Below are 18153 nucleotides of genomic sequence, written 5' to 3' on the forward strand. Positions count from 1 at the left end.
ACAAATTTATAAAAAAGCCGCCCGATAATTATTCAGACGGCTATATTTATAATATTAATTTATTACCACAAATATCCAAATTGGATTTATTTATTGCAATGAAACTCTTCTTTCTGGGTTAAAATCTATTCCTGTAATATAACGTTTACCCGCATGTGCTTGAATATGCACTACTATATCAATAGTAAGCATCAATAACCGTTTAATTACTTCAAACTCTAAACCTGACCCCTCCGGCGAAGCTTTAATCATTAATGCCAATTGATCCCAAGCTTGTGCTGTACTTCCGGCATGGCAGCTTGTAATAGATCCTGGGTGCCCGGATGCACAATTACGGATAAAATAAAAAGATTCATCGCCACGCAGCTCCGCCAAAATAATTCTATCCGGCTTCATCCTTAAACAAGCTTCCATACAGGTTTTTGCCGTAATATTAGCTGCACTTTGCCCACCTTTAGAATACAAGAGATGAACAACGTTCGGCTGTGAAATGAATAGCTCCCGTGCATCCTCAATAGTAATTAAGCGCTCATTATCAGGAATATGGTTAACTAGCGACTTCATAAAAGTCGTTTTACCACTGCCTGTAGCTCCAGCCACCACAATATTTTTTTTAAATGAAACTGCTTTTTGAAAAAACAGTCCATAATTTTTAGATGAAAGGAGTTCTTTTAATTCAATATCATGGGGCGTTAACTGCCTGCTATCTAAGATAATATCATTGAAAAAACCATCTTTCTCATATTCCTCCAGCGTTTTCGTATATGTGGAAGGCAATCGGATTGTAATGGAAATATTTCCTGCATCACAAGCTGGTGGAATGACAAATTGTGCACGCTGCCCAGTCGGAAAAGTTAAAGAAACCATTGGCTCCTTATCCGTAATCCGCTGACCCGTATTACTTTCATTCACAATCGCAGTACAAAATTGCCTAGCCCTATCATAGGTAAGGGAATCAACTTGAATTAATTCCCACCCATTTCTAGTTTCCAGATAAATCTGACCCGGTTTATTGATACAGATTTCCGTTACATCTTTCCGTTTCAAAAACTGATCAATACCTAACACCTTATACTGATATTCTAGAAAATCTACAGAAATATCCGAAACCGGCTCATCTACCAAATTATTCATATTAGTTCTTTATAACATCCTCAAAATCAATATCCTGAGATACAAAAATATTCAGAATCTGGCCTTGATTAATCGTTACAGTAGGCTGTCTCATACCCAAACGGTTCAGTTCTTCTGTTGCTACCCTCTCTAAAGTTCTGGCAGTACGGGTCTCTGTCGGTGTAATTGTTGTACTTGTACTTGTCGAAACAACAGTTTCAGGCATACTCTTTTGTCCCGCATAGTCAACACCATCACCAATCAAACTGATCAAAAGAGCTGTACCCAGTCTTGATTGCCAATGACTTCTGTAATGCCCGGGATGGCCTGCACCGCCCATTGAATCAGTACCTTGACTTTGCATTCTGATATCAACCTGATCAGGTGTAATAATGCGGCTCCAAATAACACCAATTCGATTACCGACACTACTACCCGATGCATAATTCCCAAGCACCTTAGAACCCTTAGGTATCAATAACTTGGTTCCAGAACTAGAATAAACAGGCTCCGTAACAACACACGAAGCATTGCCCGGAATGTCACTAACAATCCGAGATGACAAAACACAACGGATGTAAGTACCCTGGATAAGCAAAAAATCCGGATTAAGCACTTTCTGTGCCTTTAATCTGTCAACACCACCTACAGCACCGGATGCAGCCTGTTTCTCATCTTCAGACGTAATGAAATTACCGCCTCCGTCACCTGTTCTGCTGGCAACCAAATCATCAACCGCAGGAGCTGAAGTAGTGGCATCTGAAAGAGATTGAACCGGCATACTAGCAATCGCCGGGACTTCGGGAACCGTTAATTCCGGAGCCTTAGGCAAGCCGGGCTGGCTTGCCATATTAATAGGCTGTGCTTGTTGCTGTACTGCCGCCTCCGCAGATACAACAGGTGCTGCTGGTATGGGGGAACTTGGAATTTCTACCACCTGCTCGCGTGAAGTTTCCTCCGCTGCCTCTTTTTTTCCCGCAGAAAAAAAGGAAAAAGCATAAGCCAAGAAAGCCACAGCAAGTCCCGCACATAACAGTATAAATACCATAGCTTTACGATTGATCCGCTGGCCTATACCTGAATTTAAATCAGGTATATCTTTTTCCAAGTTAACATCTTCAACCCCTTTTCGCTGGTAAACACTGCCAATATCTTCCTCCAAAGGTAAAGATGAATGATCACCAGGCAATTTTGTTTCGGAATCTTTAACGGTTTCGTCAAGTAATTGGTTTTTTTGATCTTCACTCATTGATAGTTCCTTCTTATTCCAACCACATCGTTATCATGACGCAATACTAAAAACGGATATGTTCCATTAACGATAATTATATTTCCTTGCACATTCGTATTAAGAATAAGCTCCTCACCGTCACGGGTTTTACGCGCAGTTACAGTTGGAAAATTACCAGTAGTCATAAACCTATTGTTTTTCAAATGTATATAAGTAAAATTACCATCGTCATAAACCTTGATAGGAACAAGCCAATTTGAGCGCCTATCCGCAGCATAATCATAATTGGTGAAATAACCAACATGCCCGTTTAAAACGGTACTCATACCACTATCAGAATTTCTAACCGACTGTGCCGAAAAAGAAGTTCCTTGTGGATAATTAAACTTAATCTTATATTGCACACCTTGCTGCTTGGCTGCTGTTAAAGACTTCCAATTTTTACTAACAACTTTCAAATCAAATAGATAGTTATGAACAGAGGTTCTAATCGTCATATTGGTATCGACTTTTTCACCCTTTGGCCTGATATAAAAAACATTACCTCTTCTAGCCAAATCCCAACCACTACTCAAACCTGTGCTGTAATCTTTAATATCCTCTAAGGGACTAATTTCAATTTGGGTAACCAAGCCCAATCCTGTTCTTACAGGATAAACTTTATCAGCACCATAAGTATATTCAGTAATCGTTTGGGCATTCAACGTGCCGGAAGAGAATACAGCCATACCGATTACTGACCACAATTGCAACCTGTGATAATTAATTTTCATTATTAACATCCCGAGATATATTGTCATTAAACCCACTTGTTACTGACTGGGCGTACTAGCTGCTGCCCCTTCATCTACATTTTCAACCTGTTGCTCTTCCTGCGTACTCTCAATTTGTCCCACTTGTGCTTCAGGCTGCGAGACGATTGGGAAATTACCGGCAGGCTCTTCTGCTGGTTTACCGATAATATCAGTATCCACTTGATAATGGGTAACTTGGAAACCTAAAGGATTATCATAACGATATTGCTCAGCCATTTTCAGATTAGGCTGATAAGCAAAAGTCATCGTTGCAACTTGTTTGTCTAACGGCTGCAAAGTATGCTTTTCTTTATTGTAAACGTATCTGTCAAAATATACCGTTGCACCAGTAGGATCTTGTTGATTACCATTACCGTGCACTAAAATAATATTCCTGATTTTGGTCCGTATAGATAAATTTTTACCATAAATCTTATTAGGATTATTGGGATTATTTTCCGCAAATTGATTCCGATACGCCAAGCCTACATTACCGGCAGACATAGCCAAGACTTTATTCCAACTACTGATATTAGTGAGATCCCAATCATATGATTCCCTGGCCATTACAAATTGGGCAATATTACTCCTATTCACCGCCTCACTACCTGTTATCTTATTATTTTTAAAATCACCCTGAAGACGTGATACCGTGCTTGTTCCCGATGTGTGATCAACATAAACAACATAAGGAACTTCTTGCTTTAGCGGCAGCATCAGCATAATGGCCGCACCGAAAATCAGCGTAAGTACCAAACTAAATACTGTGATTACCCATGCACGCTTTTCGCTTTTTTTAGCTGCCTCCGAAACAGAAAGTTCAAAGCTTCTAGCTTTTGCCACACTCTCCGCAACTTTGGGCGTTTTTTCTTTCTTTTTGAACATAAACATTCTCGCTATAATAAAAATCAACTACAAATCATTTGGTTATCTTGAGTTCTCACATAGCCGCTTTCTGCAATCAGTAAATTTCCTGATCTTACAATCGCTATATTCTGATTCATATATAGCTCATTCAAATCCATAAGCGCCTGATCCAAATTTACTGTTTTAATTTTTGCAGCTCCTTTCGACAAAGTAAAATCCAAACAGTGATTGTATTGGAGTTTCAACTTACTATCAGCTGCCCAACGGGTAAGCAGGTTTTTCAAAGTTCCATCAATCGGCATAACCGTATATGTATACCTTTTAAACAAAGGAATCGCCTGTATATCATCAGAAAGCTGATTCACAGCCTGCCAGTTTGACGGAAAATCTTTCGGCTTAGGGGTAGAGTTACAACCAGCCAAAATAAAAACACCTCCGGCAAATAAACCAACTATACGGAGCATGCAATATTTCCCACTTCTTCTGCCCATCATTTAAAAACTCCTAAAAACCATTTCGACATCTTCAAATCACCTCTGTAACAGGCATAACTAAATTTCAGGCCACCCAATTAATAAAATGCAAAATGCATAAGAAATAAGTGTCGACCATTATATTACCATTCCAGCTACAGAAGAAACCATTTTACCCAACGGTTAAATTAACCAACAAACGATATAGTTACAGCATTTCAAAACTCAAAATCCAACCAGTTCGCACTATTATACCATTTCTTAAAATCCCTTTACTTCTAAAAATCCCTAATTTCCAAAATCTTAACACGTTAACAACTCATTTAAATATAGTGGATTAAAATAAGAATGCCGAAGTAGGGTAAAACGATTCTTTAGCATATCGCCCAATTGCAAGTTTGAATGCAGTTATTTCATTTCGGAGTTTTTATTTGAATTCACTATATTTTCAGACGGCCTTAGATTGGAATTTCAAGTACAACACTCAAGCTGTAACGGTTGGGACAGATTGTAAGAATAAAACACTTGGTATTTCACAGCCAAGTGTTTTTCTTAGCCGGTGGTTCAGCTCATCTTGAACCCATTGGGCATTTTCAGCGTTGTATTACAGCCCTTGGGCGAAATGTCGTCTGACATTTCGCGACTGATAGTGCTTTGGTGGTGGTTACGCTGTTTTGTAACTTCGATGATGGCATGGTGACGGTAGAAACATTGGATGTGGTATCATTCATCTTGGGTTAGGTTGCGTGTAGCTCATACCAATCTTTCTTATCAGGAAAGGCCGGTATACCACTCCATACCGGCCTTTTTCTATTGTGAAAAGTTGCACTTCCAATCCGAATCAGACGGCCTTTAGGCCGTCTGAAAAACTTCCATCTTATTCCATAACAGCTCTGTCTACCTGATAGCGCGGATCGCGGGAGCATTTGGAATAGGCTATATAACACTTCTGCCCTCCATCTCTGCGACACCCTTGTAATGCAGCACTCTCGGCTTCTTGGGCTGTAGCTCTTGAAGAGCTGAAAGACTGTGTTCCTGCACCTTTACCTCCCAATGCCAAAGCAATACAACCATTTCTGGTAAATGAAATTACTTTACAAGAGGTTTTAGTACCACCGAGATTGATACAGTCTTGTACTGCTTCCTTTTTTGCTGCACGAAGGCTCTTCAGATTATTTTCAGATGACCCAAGAATCATCTTGCTTCCATCAAGAGCAATTGCACCATAATGACTTGGGATATTTATAATATTAGTAATAGCTTGCCCGTTACCATTAGCACCACAACCGGATAACTCCGGACGTTGAATACACGGATTCATTGCTGGATTATTAGCTGCATTCAACTCCCCCGCATTCACTTGCGTACATACAAGCCAAACGAATATCCAAACAACTCTTTTCATGAATCTTTTTTGCATAATATACTCCTTTCCATACAAATTTAAGAAGCAACTCCACGCTGAGATTCCCCTGCCTGTTTAACAAAATTACCATTTGAAATTAATGATTGCTTGGTTGTCAGAGATTGATTACCCGGATTTACTAAAGAGCTATCTGCGCCCTGAGTAATATTTTGTTGTGTCCGGGTCTGCGGCATCACATTCCCATTCGCATCACGCGGTGTCTCAGTCCTGCTAAACATATTGAAGCCGCTGAATCCACCCAACGAAGCACCTATCATATTCCCAACCATCATCGGCGCCGTTATCATCAGCGTACTCATCATCAAACCCAATCCGCCCTGCGTCATCGCCGTTTGCGCTATACCGCTGCCGCCCGATCCCAACGCCTGCGATGTGGCATATTGTGCCAATACCCCCGCACCATAGGCCAGCGTTACTTTCAATCCGATCACTACCATCGCCGACAGCACGCCCAGCGTCAGCAGCGCGCCCAAAAAGAATTTCAGCCAGCCTTGGAAATACTGCTTCGTCGGCTCGTACAGCAGACACAAAATAAATGCCGGTGCTGTCAGGATACACAGCGAAATTGCAATCTGGTTGAGCAGCAGTAGCGAACCCGCCACCACCGCCGGCGCGCCCTGCCCCACTCCGCTCATAGTGATAAATGTTGTCATTGCGCTGGCTCCGCCGCTTTCGGTACCCACCGCCGTATGCAGCCCGCCGAACATCGCCGTTACCATGTGCATCATCATCAGCGAAGCATCTACCATCGCTTCGGGTGAGCCGTATTCGCTGCCCGAAATCATCCGCGCGATATTATCTTTGATATTCCCGTTCAGCCACTCGCGCACCGTGCCTGTGCAGCTTTGGCCAAATATACTTTCAGACGGCCTTTAGGCCGTCTGAAAACTTCCCTCTTATTCCAAACTACCTGCCTACCTGATAGCGCGGATCTCGGGAGCATTTGGAATAGGCAATATGGCATTTTTTTCCACCATTTTCCCTGCATGTGTGCATAACTTCATTTTCTGCTTGTTGTAAAGTATCTCTTGCAGAACTAGAAATTATTGACCCAGAACCCTTACTACCCAGCGCCAATGCAAGACATCCGTTTCGGGTAGATACAAGTACTTTACATGAATTCTTGCTGCCTCCCATATTTATACAACTTTGTACCGCCTCTTTTTTTGCGGCACGCATACTCTTTAAATTATGCTCCGAAGCACCTAAAATTAATTTTTCTTTATCAAGTGCAATTGATCCATAACGGCTTGGTATATTGATAATTTTCCTTGGTTGATTCGAACCTCCTCCCCAACCACACGCACTACCATCAACGGTTTGACAATAACCTTGAGTTGGATCTCCTCCTAATGGGGAAGCATATATTACAGAAGAAATAAATATCGAACACATGATCAATAGCATTTTTTTCACGCCAAAACTCCTTCTTAAGGAAAATTTCTTTATGAAGCAGCTCCATGCTGCGATTCACCGATTCGTTTTACTACATTTTCATTGTTAACCACTTGTTGTTTAGCAATTACAGCTGTGTTATTTGAGCTTGATAAAGCACTAGTTACCTCTCTCTCATTATGTGCATTCTGCTGATTCACATAAGTATTCCCGCCCTGCGGTGTACCGTCCGCACTTCTCGCTCCTGCATTTGGATTAAACGGAGAATACGCATTGAAACCCAAAGAACTGCTCACCAACTGCCCAACCATCATCGGCGCCGTTATCATCAGCGTGCTCATCATCAAACCCAATCCGCCCTGCGTCATCGCCGTTTGCGCTATACCGCTGCCGCCCGATCCCAACGCCTGCGATGTGGCATATTGTGCCAATACCCCCGCACCATAGGCCAGCGTTACTTTCAATCCGATCACTACCATCGCCGACAGCACGCCCAGCGTCAGCAGCGCGCCCAAAAAGAATTTCAGCCAGCCTTGGAAATACTGCTTTGTCGGCTCGTACAGCAGACACAAAATAAATGCCGGTGCTGTCAGGATACACAACGAAATTGCAATCTGGTTGAGCAGCAGTAGCGAACCCGCCACCACCGCCGGTGCGCCCTGCCCCACTCCGCTCATAGTGATAAATGTTGTCATTGCGCTGGCTCCGCCGCTTTCGGTACCCACCGCCGTATGCAGCCCGCCGAACATCGCCGTTACCATGTGCATCATCATCAGCGAAGCATCTACCATCGCTTCGGGTGAGCCGTATTCGCTGCCCGAAATCATCCGCGCGATATTATCTTTGATATTCCCGTTCAGCCACTCGCGCACCGCGCCTGTGCAGCTTTGGCCAAATATATTTTCAGACGGCCTTTAGGCCGTCTGAAAAACTTCCATCTTATTCCATAATAGCTCTGTCTACTTGATAGCGCGGATCGCGGGAGCATTTGGAATAGGCGATAAAGCATTTCTGCCCACCCATTTCTCGACATCTCTGCATAGCCAAGTCCTCGGCTTCTTGCTGAAGCAGACCAACCTTGCCGACATATATCCCACCTCCAGTTTTGCCCCCCCTAGAGCAAGGGCATTACAACCATTCCGTGTCGCCGCAACCACTTTGCATGAAGACTTGCTGCCGCCATACCCGATGCATCTTTGCACCGCTTCTTTTTTGGCCGCACGAAGACTTTTCAGATTATTGTCCGTCGCACCGACAATTATTTTGCTGGAATCATAAGCCACCGCCCCATAACGGCTGGGGATATTGATTACCTTTTTAGGTTGGTTACCCCCCAACCACACGCACTACCATCTACCGTTTGACAATAACCCTGTGTCGGATCTCCGCCCAATGGAGCCGCATATAAAAGAGCAGAAACAAATGCAAACCATACAAATGATAAAATTTTTCCAATCATAATATTGCTCATTTTTTATATTGCTTATTTCATAACTATTTTTAAAACTTTAGCCCAATGTATTTTCAGACGGCCTTTAGGCCGTCTGAAAAATCTATCTATCGTTAATCTGTTACCACATAACGTGGATCTCGAGAACAATCTGAATAATAAACTCTACAATCTGTAGTTACTTGATTACACCAAGCAAGAGCTTCTTTTTCTGCCTGTTCCTTATATTTATGGCTTCTTGCCGCCGCTCCCCCACCACGGCCTATCGCAATAGCACCACATGCGTTACGATATTTCGTCATCAGATGGCATCCCTCCCCATTTGGAGCAATCGGATTTTTTCCACCACCTGCCCGAATACAACTACGCAATGCTTCTTTTTCAGCCGATCTATAGCCTTTTGTATTATTTCTCGAATAACCAATTGCCATATTCATTGAATTGTAATAAATAGCCCCCCACCGATTAGGAACCACAGTTACAGATTGATCTCCACTTAAAGAGTTAGCTCCACAGCCTGATAATTCAGGACGTTGAATACAAGGATTCGTTACGGGATTATTCAAAGCATTTGCCATAATGTAATTTGCTGTCATACAGAGCAATATTAACATTAATAATTTTTTCATAACTGATACACTCCTTACACTTTAAACCTACTAAGCAATTTTCTTACCTGGTTGCATACTATGTAAAGCCTCTTGTTTTCCCATATTTTCACCCGCAATAGAAGTAGTTACATTATTATTCAAATTATTACTTTTTATGGGCGTATCCACTCGTCCGTTATCAATATTCCCCGCACCCTGCGACATCACATTCCCATTCGCATCACGCGGTGTCTCAGTCCTGCTAAACATATTGAAGCCGCTGAATCCACCCAACGAAGCACCTATCATATTCCCCACCATCATCGGCGCCGTTATCATCAGCGTACTCATCATCAAACCCAATCCGCCCTGCGTCATCGCCGTTTGCGCTATACCGCTGCCGCCCGATCCCAACGCCTGCGATGTGGCATATTGTGCCAATACCCCCGCACCATAGGCCAGCGTTACTTTCAATCCGATCACTACCATCGCCGACAGCACGCCCAGCGTCAGCAGCGCGCCCAAAAAGAATTTCAGCCAGCCTTGGAAATACTGCTTTGTCGGCTCGTACAGCAGACACAAAATAAATGCCGGTGCTGTCAGGATACACAACGAAATTGCAATCTGGTTGAGCAGCAGTAGCGAACCCGCCACCACCGCCGGTGCGCCCTGCCCCACTCCGCTCATAGTGATAAATGTTGTCATTGCGCTGGCTCCGCCGCTTTCGGTACCCACCGCCGTATGCAGCCCGCCGAACATCGCCGTTACCATGTGCATCATCATCAGCGAAGCATCTACCATCGCTTCGGGTGAGCCGTATTCGCTGCCCGAAATCATCCGCGCGATATTATCTTTGATATTCCCGTTCAGCCACTCGCGCACCGCGCCTGTGCAGCTTTGGCCAAATATATTTTCAGACGGCCTCTAGGCCGTCTGAAAAACTTCCATCTTATTCCATAATAGCTCTGTCTACCTGATAGCGCGGATCGCGGGAGCATTTGGAATAGGCAATAAAGCATTTTTGCCCACCCATTTCTCGACACCCCTGCATAGCCAAGTTCTCGGCTTCTTGCTGAAGCAGACCAACCTTGCCGACATATATCCCACCTCCGGTTTTTTTACCCCCTAGAGCAAGGGCATTACAACCATTCCGTGTCGCCGCAACCACTTTGCATGAAGACTTGCTGCCGCCATACCCGATGCATCTTTGCACCGCTTCTTTTTTCGCCGCACGAAGACTTTTCAGGTTATTGTCCGTCGCTCCGACAATTCCTTGATCGGCATCATAAGCCACCGCCCCATAACGGCTGGGAATACGGACAACTTGTGTTGCGGCAGGCTGCCCACCACCGCAAAGATGTGGGTGGTACATACACGGGTTTTGCTCTATTGTTTGTTCTGCAATTGCCACAGAAGACACGACCAAACTACAGACTAACAATAACAACGATTTCAATTTATTCATCGGCAAACTCCTGATTAAGCAATTGACTTAATGGAAAAGTATCTAACGATAGTCATACAGCAGCTCCTTTCTGTGCACTGCCGGACTGTTTAATCCCTTGTTGGTTAATTAATTGGTTACCTCCACTTACCGCTTGAGAAACCGGATTATAGTTGCCTCCTCCTCCCATTTCGGCATCACGCGAACTGTTTTGCTGCTCCGCCCGGGCCTGCGGCATCAAATTCCCATTTGCATCACGCGCCTGTGAAGTATTGGTAAACGCATTGTAAGCTGTAAAGCTGCCCAAGGCAGTACCTATCATATTCCCCACCATCATCGGCGCCGTTATCATCAGCGTACTCATCATCAAACCCAATCCGCCCTGCGTCATCGCCGTTTGCGCTATACCGCTGCCACCCGATCCCAACGCCTGCGATGTGGCATATTGTGCCAATACCCCCGCACCATAGGCCAGCGTTACTTTCAATCCGATCACTACCATCGCCGACAGCACGCCCAGCGTCAGCAGCGCGCCCAAAAAGAATTTCAGCCAGCCTTGGAAATACTGCTTCGTCGGCTCGTACAGCAGACACAAAATAAATGCCGGTGCTGTCAGGATACACAGCGAAATTGCAATCTGGTTGAGCAGCAGTAGCGAACCCGCCACCACCGCCGGTGCGCCCTGCCCCACTCCGCTCATAGTGATAAATGTTGTCATTGCGCTGGCTCCGCCGCTTTCGGTACCCACCGCCGTATGCAGCCCGCCGAACATCGCCGTTACCATGTGCATCATCATCAGCGAAGCATCTACCATCGCTTCGGGTGAGCCGTATTCGCTGCCCGAAATCATCCGCGCGATATTATCTTTGATATTCCCGTTCAGCCACTCGCGCACCGCGCCTGTGTTGCCCATTATCCAGCCTGCTATAAAGGTAATCAGCACCACTTTGCCCGTTTTCCAAAACAGCGCCGTTATCGGTTCCTTACCTTGGCCGTTCAGAATGCGGTAACCTTCGAACATCACCCAAACCATTACCATGGTGCCGACTGCGGGCATAAACACATACGACACCGCCTGCAGCCCGTTATCGCCGAAATCGGTAATCAACTTTTCGAGGTAGAGTTTGACGAAAATAAATAAGCCTAAGTTATCAGAAGACATTTTCTACTCTTCAATTGGTTTATGAGTTGATACCCAGCTTTTTTTTCACTGAGTCATATATATCGCCGATGGAAGAAAGCAGGCTGTCGAACAAGTTCCCTGCTTCTAAGGAAGCTGCCGTTGCTGTGGCAGCCGCAACACCGGCGCCGCCGCTTATCACCCCTGCTGTATTTTTGTCAAACTCGCCCAAGCCTTGCAAAACGCTGTTGGCGGTAACGTTGCCACCACTGCCAAACGTCTGCTGCAGCGCGTTGTTGGCTGTTTTTTTGCCGTAAAGAATTTCCCATTGCGCTTCTGCCTGCACCTGTTTGTAGAATTCGGTTTTGGTTTGGTAGGCTGCCAATGCGGCTTGCAGGCGTGTCATATCGTTTTGGATCAGTGCCTGCATCACGGCAATTTGGTATTGTTTTTTCTGCACATCGCCCGAGTTGTTATAGCCTTCATTCAGAAAGGTTCTGAGCTGGTTATTGCGCTTTTCCAAGATGGTGATGATGTCGAAAATTTCTTGCAGTTGCAGGGCAATCAGGTTGCGTGCGCTGTTACAGGCCTGATACATTCTGGTTTCGGGGTCTGTGCTGTCTTTTCCGGTAATTGCCGAGGTAAGGGCGCTTTTGCCTTTGGCAAGCAGGCTCGGATCGTTACATACGCTGCTCTCGTTGCTGCCGTAATATTTTTCTGCCGCGCTGCCTGTTAGGCTGTTGCTGTTGAGCATGGATTTTTCGGTAATGTCTTTGCCATTGGAGGCCATGCTTCCAAATACGGAGTTTGCGTCTCCCGCTAAAGAGCCAGACAAGCCGAAACCGTTGTTATTTTTCAGCGGATCGTTACTACCCGCGCCAAAAAATTCTTTCAAATCTTTCAGGTATTGGGCAATATTTTCGGTATTGCCTTTGATGGCACCGGAATTGTCGTCAACTGTGGGTACGCTTTGGCCCATGCCTGTTGCCTGAGCATAAACCGGTGTAAGAGCCAGCAATAATGCAGCGACGCAGATACGGAGTTGTTGTTTGCTGTGTGACATATTTGTTTGCTCCCAATGTTTATATGGTTCTAATGATTACATTGCGGCGTTTTTTCAGACGGCCTCTTTGTGGCCGGCAGGTTTGCTGCGCGAACCTTTACGCTCCCGATAGAAGCGTTCCAGCCATTGCTCGGGGCGCACTTGCTCGATGCTGATGCCGTTTTGCTGTGCGGTTTCGCCGATAATCCGCTGCATGATGTCGATATTGTCGGTGCTGGCGGAAATCACGGCCAAAACGTCGTCCATGCCGCGCAGGTTAAGCTGGCACACAGCCGAGGTATGACCCTGCTTCACCAAAAAGCAGCGGGATCGCTCGTCAAGATTGACGATTACGTCGAATTCGGCTTCGGTAAGCTTCAAACCGTCGATATAGTCTTTTTTATCGGCATTGGGGTTGGGCAATAAAATCATGGTAGCCGTCTGCTCGATCAGGGCGGCTGAAATATCGCTGCGCAGTGCGTCTTCGGGCGACTGTGTGGCGAAAATTCCCAAGCCGTTTTGCTTACGGATGGTCTTCTGTTTGTTTTTGGCAAATTCTTTCAAGCCGCCTTCGCCGTCGAGAATTTTCCAAAATTCGTCCATCACATAAATCAGCGGACGCCCGTCTATCAGTTCCTCCAAACGGTGCAGCAGGTAGTTGATAACAGGCGTTCGCACTTCTTCGTTATCAATCACCTCTGTATAGTCAAACCCGATGATGTTGGCTCGTGAAAGGTCGATAGTATCGACGGGGTTATCAAACACCCACCCCAGCGAATGACCTTTTGTCCATTTACGAATACGTGCAAACACGGAATCGTCACCCAAATTGGGTAGGCTTTTCTGAAAATTGGTCATGCTACGCAGATCCATAGGTGTATCGAGCATGGCACGTACACCGCGCAGGATGTCTTCTTCTTCAGAGGCGCTGTAAGAGCCTTTACCAGCCAGCAGCTTAATCAATCCCGATAAAAACTGCACGTTGGCATCAGTGTTTTCGCATTGGAACGGATTAAAGCCAGTGGGCGCGCCGTTGTCGAGCGCCATGTAGTTACCGCCGCAAGCACGCACGAAAATCTCTGCACCTCGGTCTTTATCGAAAAAGAAAATTGTCGGCTTGGGATCGAATTTCTGCACTTGGCTCAGCAGGAAGTTAATCAGTGCGGTTTTACCCGTACCTGATTTACCGATTACCATGGTGTTGGCAATGGCTTTCTCGCCCAAAGAGTTTTCACCCGGGTGCGTGGCGTGGAAATTGAAATAATATGGTTGTCCGTTGGTGGTTTGTAAAACGGTAACGGCATCACCCCACGGGTTATTGTGCATCTTACCGCTGGAGAAGTTGTGCAGCGGCGACAAACCTAAAAAGTTCAGCGATGAAATATTGGCTAAACGGGTGCGGTATTTCCAGTTACCCGGCAATTGTGAATAGAAAGAAGCCATAATGGCAACGTCTTCTTTAGACGACACAAAGCCGGCATTGGAAAGCTCCGCCCTTGCCGAGGCAATCTGCTGATGAAGCTGCTCCTGCGTAGGGGCATATAACGCCATAATAAAATGGTATTCCCCTAGCACGAAATTGCCTGATGAAACTTCGTCCATCGCTTTATCCAGCTCTGCAATTTGTGATACTGCTTTATCACCGGAAGAAATCATCATGCCGCGAGTGCGCTCGAGCGTTTTGAGTGCATCATGCCTGCCTTTGGGGCTGAAACTGTGGGTAACCACATATTCGAAATCTAAATACTTCAACCCGTTCAAAATACCCGGCCAAGTGCCGTCGGCATACTCTTTGATATTTAAAATTGCCCCGAAATGGTTTTTCTGATCAGGCGTGGTGATAATGTAATCGCCGTTTTTCGGGGAAAATGTGTGTTTACTCACCGCCAGATAATCATAAACAGGAGCATTTAAAACCGGAACCGGCTCTTCGATGCGGTTAATCAGATAAGCGAAAAACTCCAGCAGCTCTGAAAAAACCATGCCGTTGGATGCTTCATACATCCCCAACCGATAGGGTGAATAATCTTTTAAAACAGCTTCCACGTTGGCTGCCAACTCTGTGATTTTGGCAATCGCCTGATTCTGTATATGCTCAAGCACGCTAACTTCGGAAGGCTTATCAACCAAACCTTTATTTGAAACAACGGGGCGGTAAATCATGGTGAGATACAGCTCGTTATTCATAATTTTTTGTGTGCTCAAACCATTGAAATACTCGTTGTGTACACTTTGGTTGAATACTTCATCAAATTTTCCGCTTAACCGCACTTTGCCGCGCCTACGGATATCGTGCACCCAAAAGGCAACGTTCACATAATCCGGCGCGCGCAGTGTTTGCAGCAGACGGTTGAAAGTTTTATGCTTATGTTCGATTTCCCATTCATCACGGCCTACAAAAGGCAAGCCGCCGAGAAACCAAGTTATCAGATAGTCGCCACCCGTGGTTTTCGCAACAGTAGGGGCAACATGGCTTGATAAAGTAATAAACTGATTGCTGCTGGTATCGGGGCTGAACATCACGATGTGCTTCTTTCTAAATTATCGGGTTAACTTACTTTCTGGCACTTATGGCAAGTTTAGGTAAGTTTAAAATGAGTAAGGTCGCGTTTAAGCTGTTTTTAATTATTCGGTTCACTTCTTTCGGTAAAGATTGGGGTTAACAACCGCCATACCTTTGTTTTGTGCACGATTGCGTGTTAAAAATAAAAACTGCATCTTTAACCCCCACAACCGGAAAATCATCTCGTCTTGCTTGGCAATCTGGCGCAGAATAAAAATCACCACGGGAACACCCAGCAAATAAAACAGGTTCAAATACATCGCCATCAGCAATGGAACACCCGCACCGATAAAAAACGGTATATAAGGCACCCCTAAAAACATTGGCGGACGGGTACACCCCCTAAAAACAGTATCTTTTTTCATTTTTAAATAAGTTATTTTATTATAGTGAATTCAAATAAAAACTCCGAAATGAAATAACTGCATTCAAACTTGCAATTGGGCGATATGCTAAAGAATCGTTTTACCCTACTTCGGCATTCTTATTTTAATCCACTATACATCAACCATGTTTGCCAAATCATACATTGAAATTTAAAAATATGATAATAGCAACATGGTTGATGCGCACTCTATTTTCTAAACTTGAGAATCCAAATTGGTATAGCCATTAGCAGTTGGCAGAGCTATAGTCACCAACCAACCAGCTGGCAACTTGACCTGCAGCACCGATTACCAATGCACCGATCAAAATCGGGGCAACATCGGCAACACGTTTATGTGCAAAAGCAATCTGATAACCGGCTAAAATAACCGCAACGGTTACCACTGCAATTGAAGACACTTGCAAAATGCTTTGAATATTACCGAAGAAGCCACTAACTTTGTCACAAGCCTCGCCAAGGTTATTACTTGTACCTGCACCACCAGTGGTGGTTGCAAACGTATATCCTGAAGCCAGCATCATTGCTGAGAACAAAGTGTTTTGATAATACTGCTTCCCGCGGGTTAAGAAGTTTTTCTTCATGATCAAAATTACCTTTCATATTTGAGGTTGAGAACAAATTTAAACAGCTTGGCTCAAGTTATCCACCTGTTGCCTTTATAACACGATACAACTTTTTGCTTTATTACATAAAGCTATTGTTTAAGTTAAGAAAAAAATAAACAACGTCAAATTTTAAAACACAAATGCACGATCGCGCAATTCTCTTCCTGCCTCCGATTGTGCTTTTACATCAGAAACAGGCTGCCTAGATATGGCAGACGATGTTGCAACAGCGACCCGTGGACGGGATATAGTCTTGGATCTCGGAGTTGTATCAGCCTCCATCTTGGCCGCCCTTGTTACCTTAGCAACTGAAACGGTATCAGGCGAAACGGTAATAGCCTGAGAACCGCCATATTTCCGCATGGAATTGAATACTTTCTGCACATAACCATGGCGAAAACCCGTAACAAAATTACCCGAATAATAGCAACTAAATGCCTTACCCCAGTTGCGCCCCGCAGAAATATAGCACTCCTGCAAAATTTTAGATCCTGCTCGCAGATTGGAGCATACGTCAAATGCTTTGCTATAACTACTCAAGCCATATTTCTTCAGGTTATACCTGTTTACTTGGGCGATACCTACCGAAAAATTATATCCGGCTTCTTCCAGCATTTTTACCGTAGCCAACGCCTCGGGCAAGTTCTTAGGCTGACGACTTAACCTGCCTTTCACCACCCCGATTGCATAAGGGTTGAAACTTGACTCCACCCTTACTACATGCTGCATAACAGTAGGTGGAACATGCAGATTTCCACAATCTATCATTTGACCCCTTCTTTATAACCGGTCGCACTCTTCCATGCATTCACATAACGTACAGTCTCAGCATTTTGCTTACTGTTACTAAAACGGTTTCTGCCATAACCGATGCCATTATTATTAATATTTTTATTTTTTACTGCTGCTAACAATTTCTCATTTGGGAAGTAGGTCGTCAATGACATACCTTTGGGCATAGCCGAAGCATAAGGGCCGCCGGACGGAACACCTTTAGCCCCCCACGGCTGTACACTTAAAAATCTAGAACTTTCCTGACTCATAGTATCCAACAAACCAACCTGCATATTCTCAACCTGCATTGAGTCAGGATTTACCTTACCGCTGAAAGCCCAATTACGCCACGATTTATTACCGATATAGGTTGAAATGGCAAATTGATTCTTCTGATCCCATCTATATCCCGTTACAGTACCATCTTTTGACACAGGAACAAACTCATATACTTTCCCGATAGTGAAGAAAGTTCCGTTTTTCATGCTTGGCGTACAGATCGGAATACTCACGTTGTGGCCATAGTATGCCAAAGCCAATTCAGTAAAAAACGCTTGGACATCCTGCTGGCACTCTTGAACAGCCATCGGACCGTTGGGATTTTGAAGACAAAGCATCAAGCGACAACCACTGGTACGATAAAAATCTTGATAGTTGTCGGTATGCGCAAACGCAACAGATGAAAGCGCAGCCATTAAAACAACTGCTGCCTTTTTTTGAATATTCATAATACGGCCCTTTATCGACTATGTTTATTATTTAGTATTTAAAAGCTGGGAAACCATGCATCAAATCAAAAAAACTAAAAAATGCTCACCAGCTATAAAATACTTTCCCATTTAATTTGCTGTTATCAATAATAACGCATTTATTTTCAT

21 protein-coding genes and 1 pseudogene are annotated in these 18153 nt (G+C 44.5%); all 22 read right to left on the reverse strand.

The window, feature by feature from the left end; genetic code table 11:
• Positions 1-90 precede the first annotated feature (90 nt).
• The 22 genes and pseudogenes from virB11 to H3L92_RS07695 all read right to left on the reverse strand — a co-directional run bounded on the left by virB11 (position 91) and on the right by H3L92_RS07695 (position 18003).
• Complete coding sequence (virB11, locus tag H3L92_RS07595; protein WP_085366743.1) at positions 91-1134, reverse strand: P-type DNA transfer ATPase VirB11; 1044 nt, start codon at positions 1132-1134, stop codon at positions 91-93.
• Position 1135: 1 nt separating this feature from the next.
• Positions 1136-2362: a TrbI/VirB10 family protein gene (locus tag H3L92_RS07600; protein WP_085366742.1), complete on the reverse strand. Its 1227-nt coding sequence runs from the start codon at positions 2360-2362 to the stop codon at positions 1136-1138.
• Positions 2359-3117, reverse strand: a complete 759-nt coding sequence (locus H3L92_RS07605) for a TrbG/VirB9 family P-type conjugative transfer protein (protein WP_085366757.1) — start codon at positions 3115-3117, stop codon at positions 2359-2361. Before H3L92_RS07605 ends, H3L92_RS07600 begins: the two co-directional genes overlap by 4 nt.
• A gap of 39 nt (positions 3118-3156) precedes the next feature.
• The gene (locus H3L92_RS07610; protein ID WP_158088172.1) at positions 3157-4023 is read right to left on the reverse strand and encodes a VirB8 family type IV secretion system protein; all 867 of its coding nucleotides are present in this window, start codon (positions 4021-4023) and stop codon (positions 3157-3159) included.
• Positions 4024-4046: 23 nt separating this feature from the next.
• Positions 4047-4499: a hypothetical protein gene (locus H3L92_RS07615; RefSeq protein WP_085366740.1), complete on the reverse strand. Its 453-nt coding sequence runs from the start codon at positions 4497-4499 to the stop codon at positions 4047-4049.
• A 450-nt stretch (positions 4500-4949) separates the two neighbouring features.
• Positions 4950-5058: pseudogene (locus H3L92_RS13720) on the reverse strand (IS30 family transposase); the annotation flags it as partial.
• 297 nt (positions 5059-5355) lie between these two features.
• The gene (locus tag H3L92_RS07620) at positions 5356-5898 is read right to left on the reverse strand and encodes a DUF4189 domain-containing protein (protein WP_085366739.1); all 543 of its coding nucleotides are present in this window, start codon (positions 5896-5898) and stop codon (positions 5356-5358) included.
• Positions 5899-5921: 23 nt separating this feature from the next.
• Positions 5922-6734, reverse strand: a complete 813-nt coding sequence (locus tag H3L92_RS07625) for a type IV secretion system protein (RefSeq protein WP_245945407.1) — start codon at positions 6732-6734, stop codon at positions 5922-5924.
• A gap of 76 nt (positions 6735-6810) precedes the next feature.
• Positions 6811-7311, reverse strand: coding sequence for a DUF4189 domain-containing protein (locus tag H3L92_RS07630; RefSeq protein WP_085366737.1), 501 nt, complete (start codon positions 7309-7311; stop codon positions 6811-6813).
• 38 nt (positions 7312-7349) lie between these two features.
• Positions 7350-8171, reverse strand: a complete 822-nt coding sequence (locus tag H3L92_RS07635; RefSeq protein WP_245945408.1) for a type IV secretion system protein — start codon at positions 8169-8171, stop codon at positions 7350-7352.
• 87 nt (positions 8172-8258) lie between these two features.
• Complete coding sequence (locus H3L92_RS13610) at positions 8259-8642, reverse strand: DUF4189 domain-containing protein (protein ID WP_085366735.1); 384 nt, start codon at positions 8640-8642, stop codon at positions 8259-8261.
• Positions 8609-8770 carry a hypothetical protein gene (locus tag H3L92_RS07645; protein ID WP_174222524.1) on the reverse strand — a complete coding sequence of 54 codons (162 nt, stop codon included), beginning with the start codon at positions 8768-8770 and terminating at the stop codon, positions 8609-8611. Before H3L92_RS07645 ends, H3L92_RS13610 begins: the two co-directional genes overlap by 34 nt.
• A 92-nt stretch (positions 8771-8862) precedes the next feature.
• Positions 8863-9378 carry a DUF4189 domain-containing protein gene (locus H3L92_RS07650; RefSeq protein ID WP_085367013.1) on the reverse strand — a complete coding sequence of 172 codons (516 nt, stop codon included), beginning with the start codon at positions 9376-9378 and terminating at the stop codon, positions 8863-8865.
• A 30-nt stretch (positions 9379-9408) separates the two neighbouring features.
• The gene (locus tag H3L92_RS07655) at positions 9409-10221 is read right to left on the reverse strand and encodes a type IV secretion system protein (protein ID WP_245945409.1); all 813 of its coding nucleotides are present in this window, start codon (positions 10219-10221) and stop codon (positions 9409-9411) included.
• 67 nt (positions 10222-10288) lie between these two features.
• Positions 10289-10804 carry a DUF4189 domain-containing protein gene (locus tag H3L92_RS07660; RefSeq protein WP_085367015.1) on the reverse strand — a complete coding sequence of 172 codons (516 nt, stop codon included), beginning with the start codon at positions 10802-10804 and terminating at the stop codon, positions 10289-10291.
• A gap of 52 nt (positions 10805-10856) precedes the next feature.
• Positions 10857-11945 carry a TrbL/VirB6 family protein gene (locus tag H3L92_RS07665; RefSeq protein ID WP_115336196.1) on the reverse strand — a complete coding sequence of 363 codons (1089 nt, stop codon included), beginning with the start codon at positions 11943-11945 and terminating at the stop codon, positions 10857-10859.
• A gap of 19 nt (positions 11946-11964) precedes the next feature.
• On the reverse strand, positions 11965-12966 hold the full coding sequence (locus H3L92_RS07670) for a TrbJ/VirB5 family protein (protein WP_182115346.1): 1002 nt from the start codon (positions 12964-12966) through the stop codon (positions 11965-11967).
• Positions 12967-13020: 54 nt separating this feature from the next.
• Entirely contained in the window at positions 13021-15465 is a 2445-nt protein-coding gene (locus H3L92_RS07675) for a VirB4 family type IV secretion/conjugal transfer ATPase (protein WP_085367017.1), read from the reverse strand.
• Positions 15466-15579: 114 nt separating this feature from the next.
• On the reverse strand, positions 15580-15873 hold the full coding sequence (locus H3L92_RS07680) for a VirB3 family type IV secretion system protein (protein WP_085367018.1): 294 nt from the start codon (positions 15871-15873) through the stop codon (positions 15580-15582).
• Between the two features lie 247 nt (positions 15874-16120).
• Positions 16121-16477, reverse strand: a complete 357-nt coding sequence (locus H3L92_RS07685; protein WP_085367019.1) for a TrbC/VirB2 family protein — start codon at positions 16475-16477, stop codon at positions 16121-16123.
• 153 nt (positions 16478-16630) lie between these two features.
• Entirely contained in the window at positions 16631-17269 is a 639-nt protein-coding gene (locus H3L92_RS07690; protein ID WP_085367020.1) for a lytic transglycosylase domain-containing protein, read from the reverse strand.
• On the reverse strand, positions 17266-18003 hold the full coding sequence (locus H3L92_RS07695) for a hypothetical protein (protein WP_085367021.1): 738 nt from the start codon (positions 18001-18003) through the stop codon (positions 17266-17268). The genes H3L92_RS07690 and H3L92_RS07695 overlap by 4 nt, the downstream gene beginning before the upstream one ends.
• Between the last annotated feature and the right edge of the window lie 150 nt (positions 18004-18153).

The sequence above is a fragment of the Neisseria dentiae genome, assembly GCF_014055005.1.
GTDB classification, from domain to species: Bacteria; Pseudomonadota; Gammaproteobacteria; order Burkholderiales; family Neisseriaceae; genus Neisseria; species Neisseria dentiae.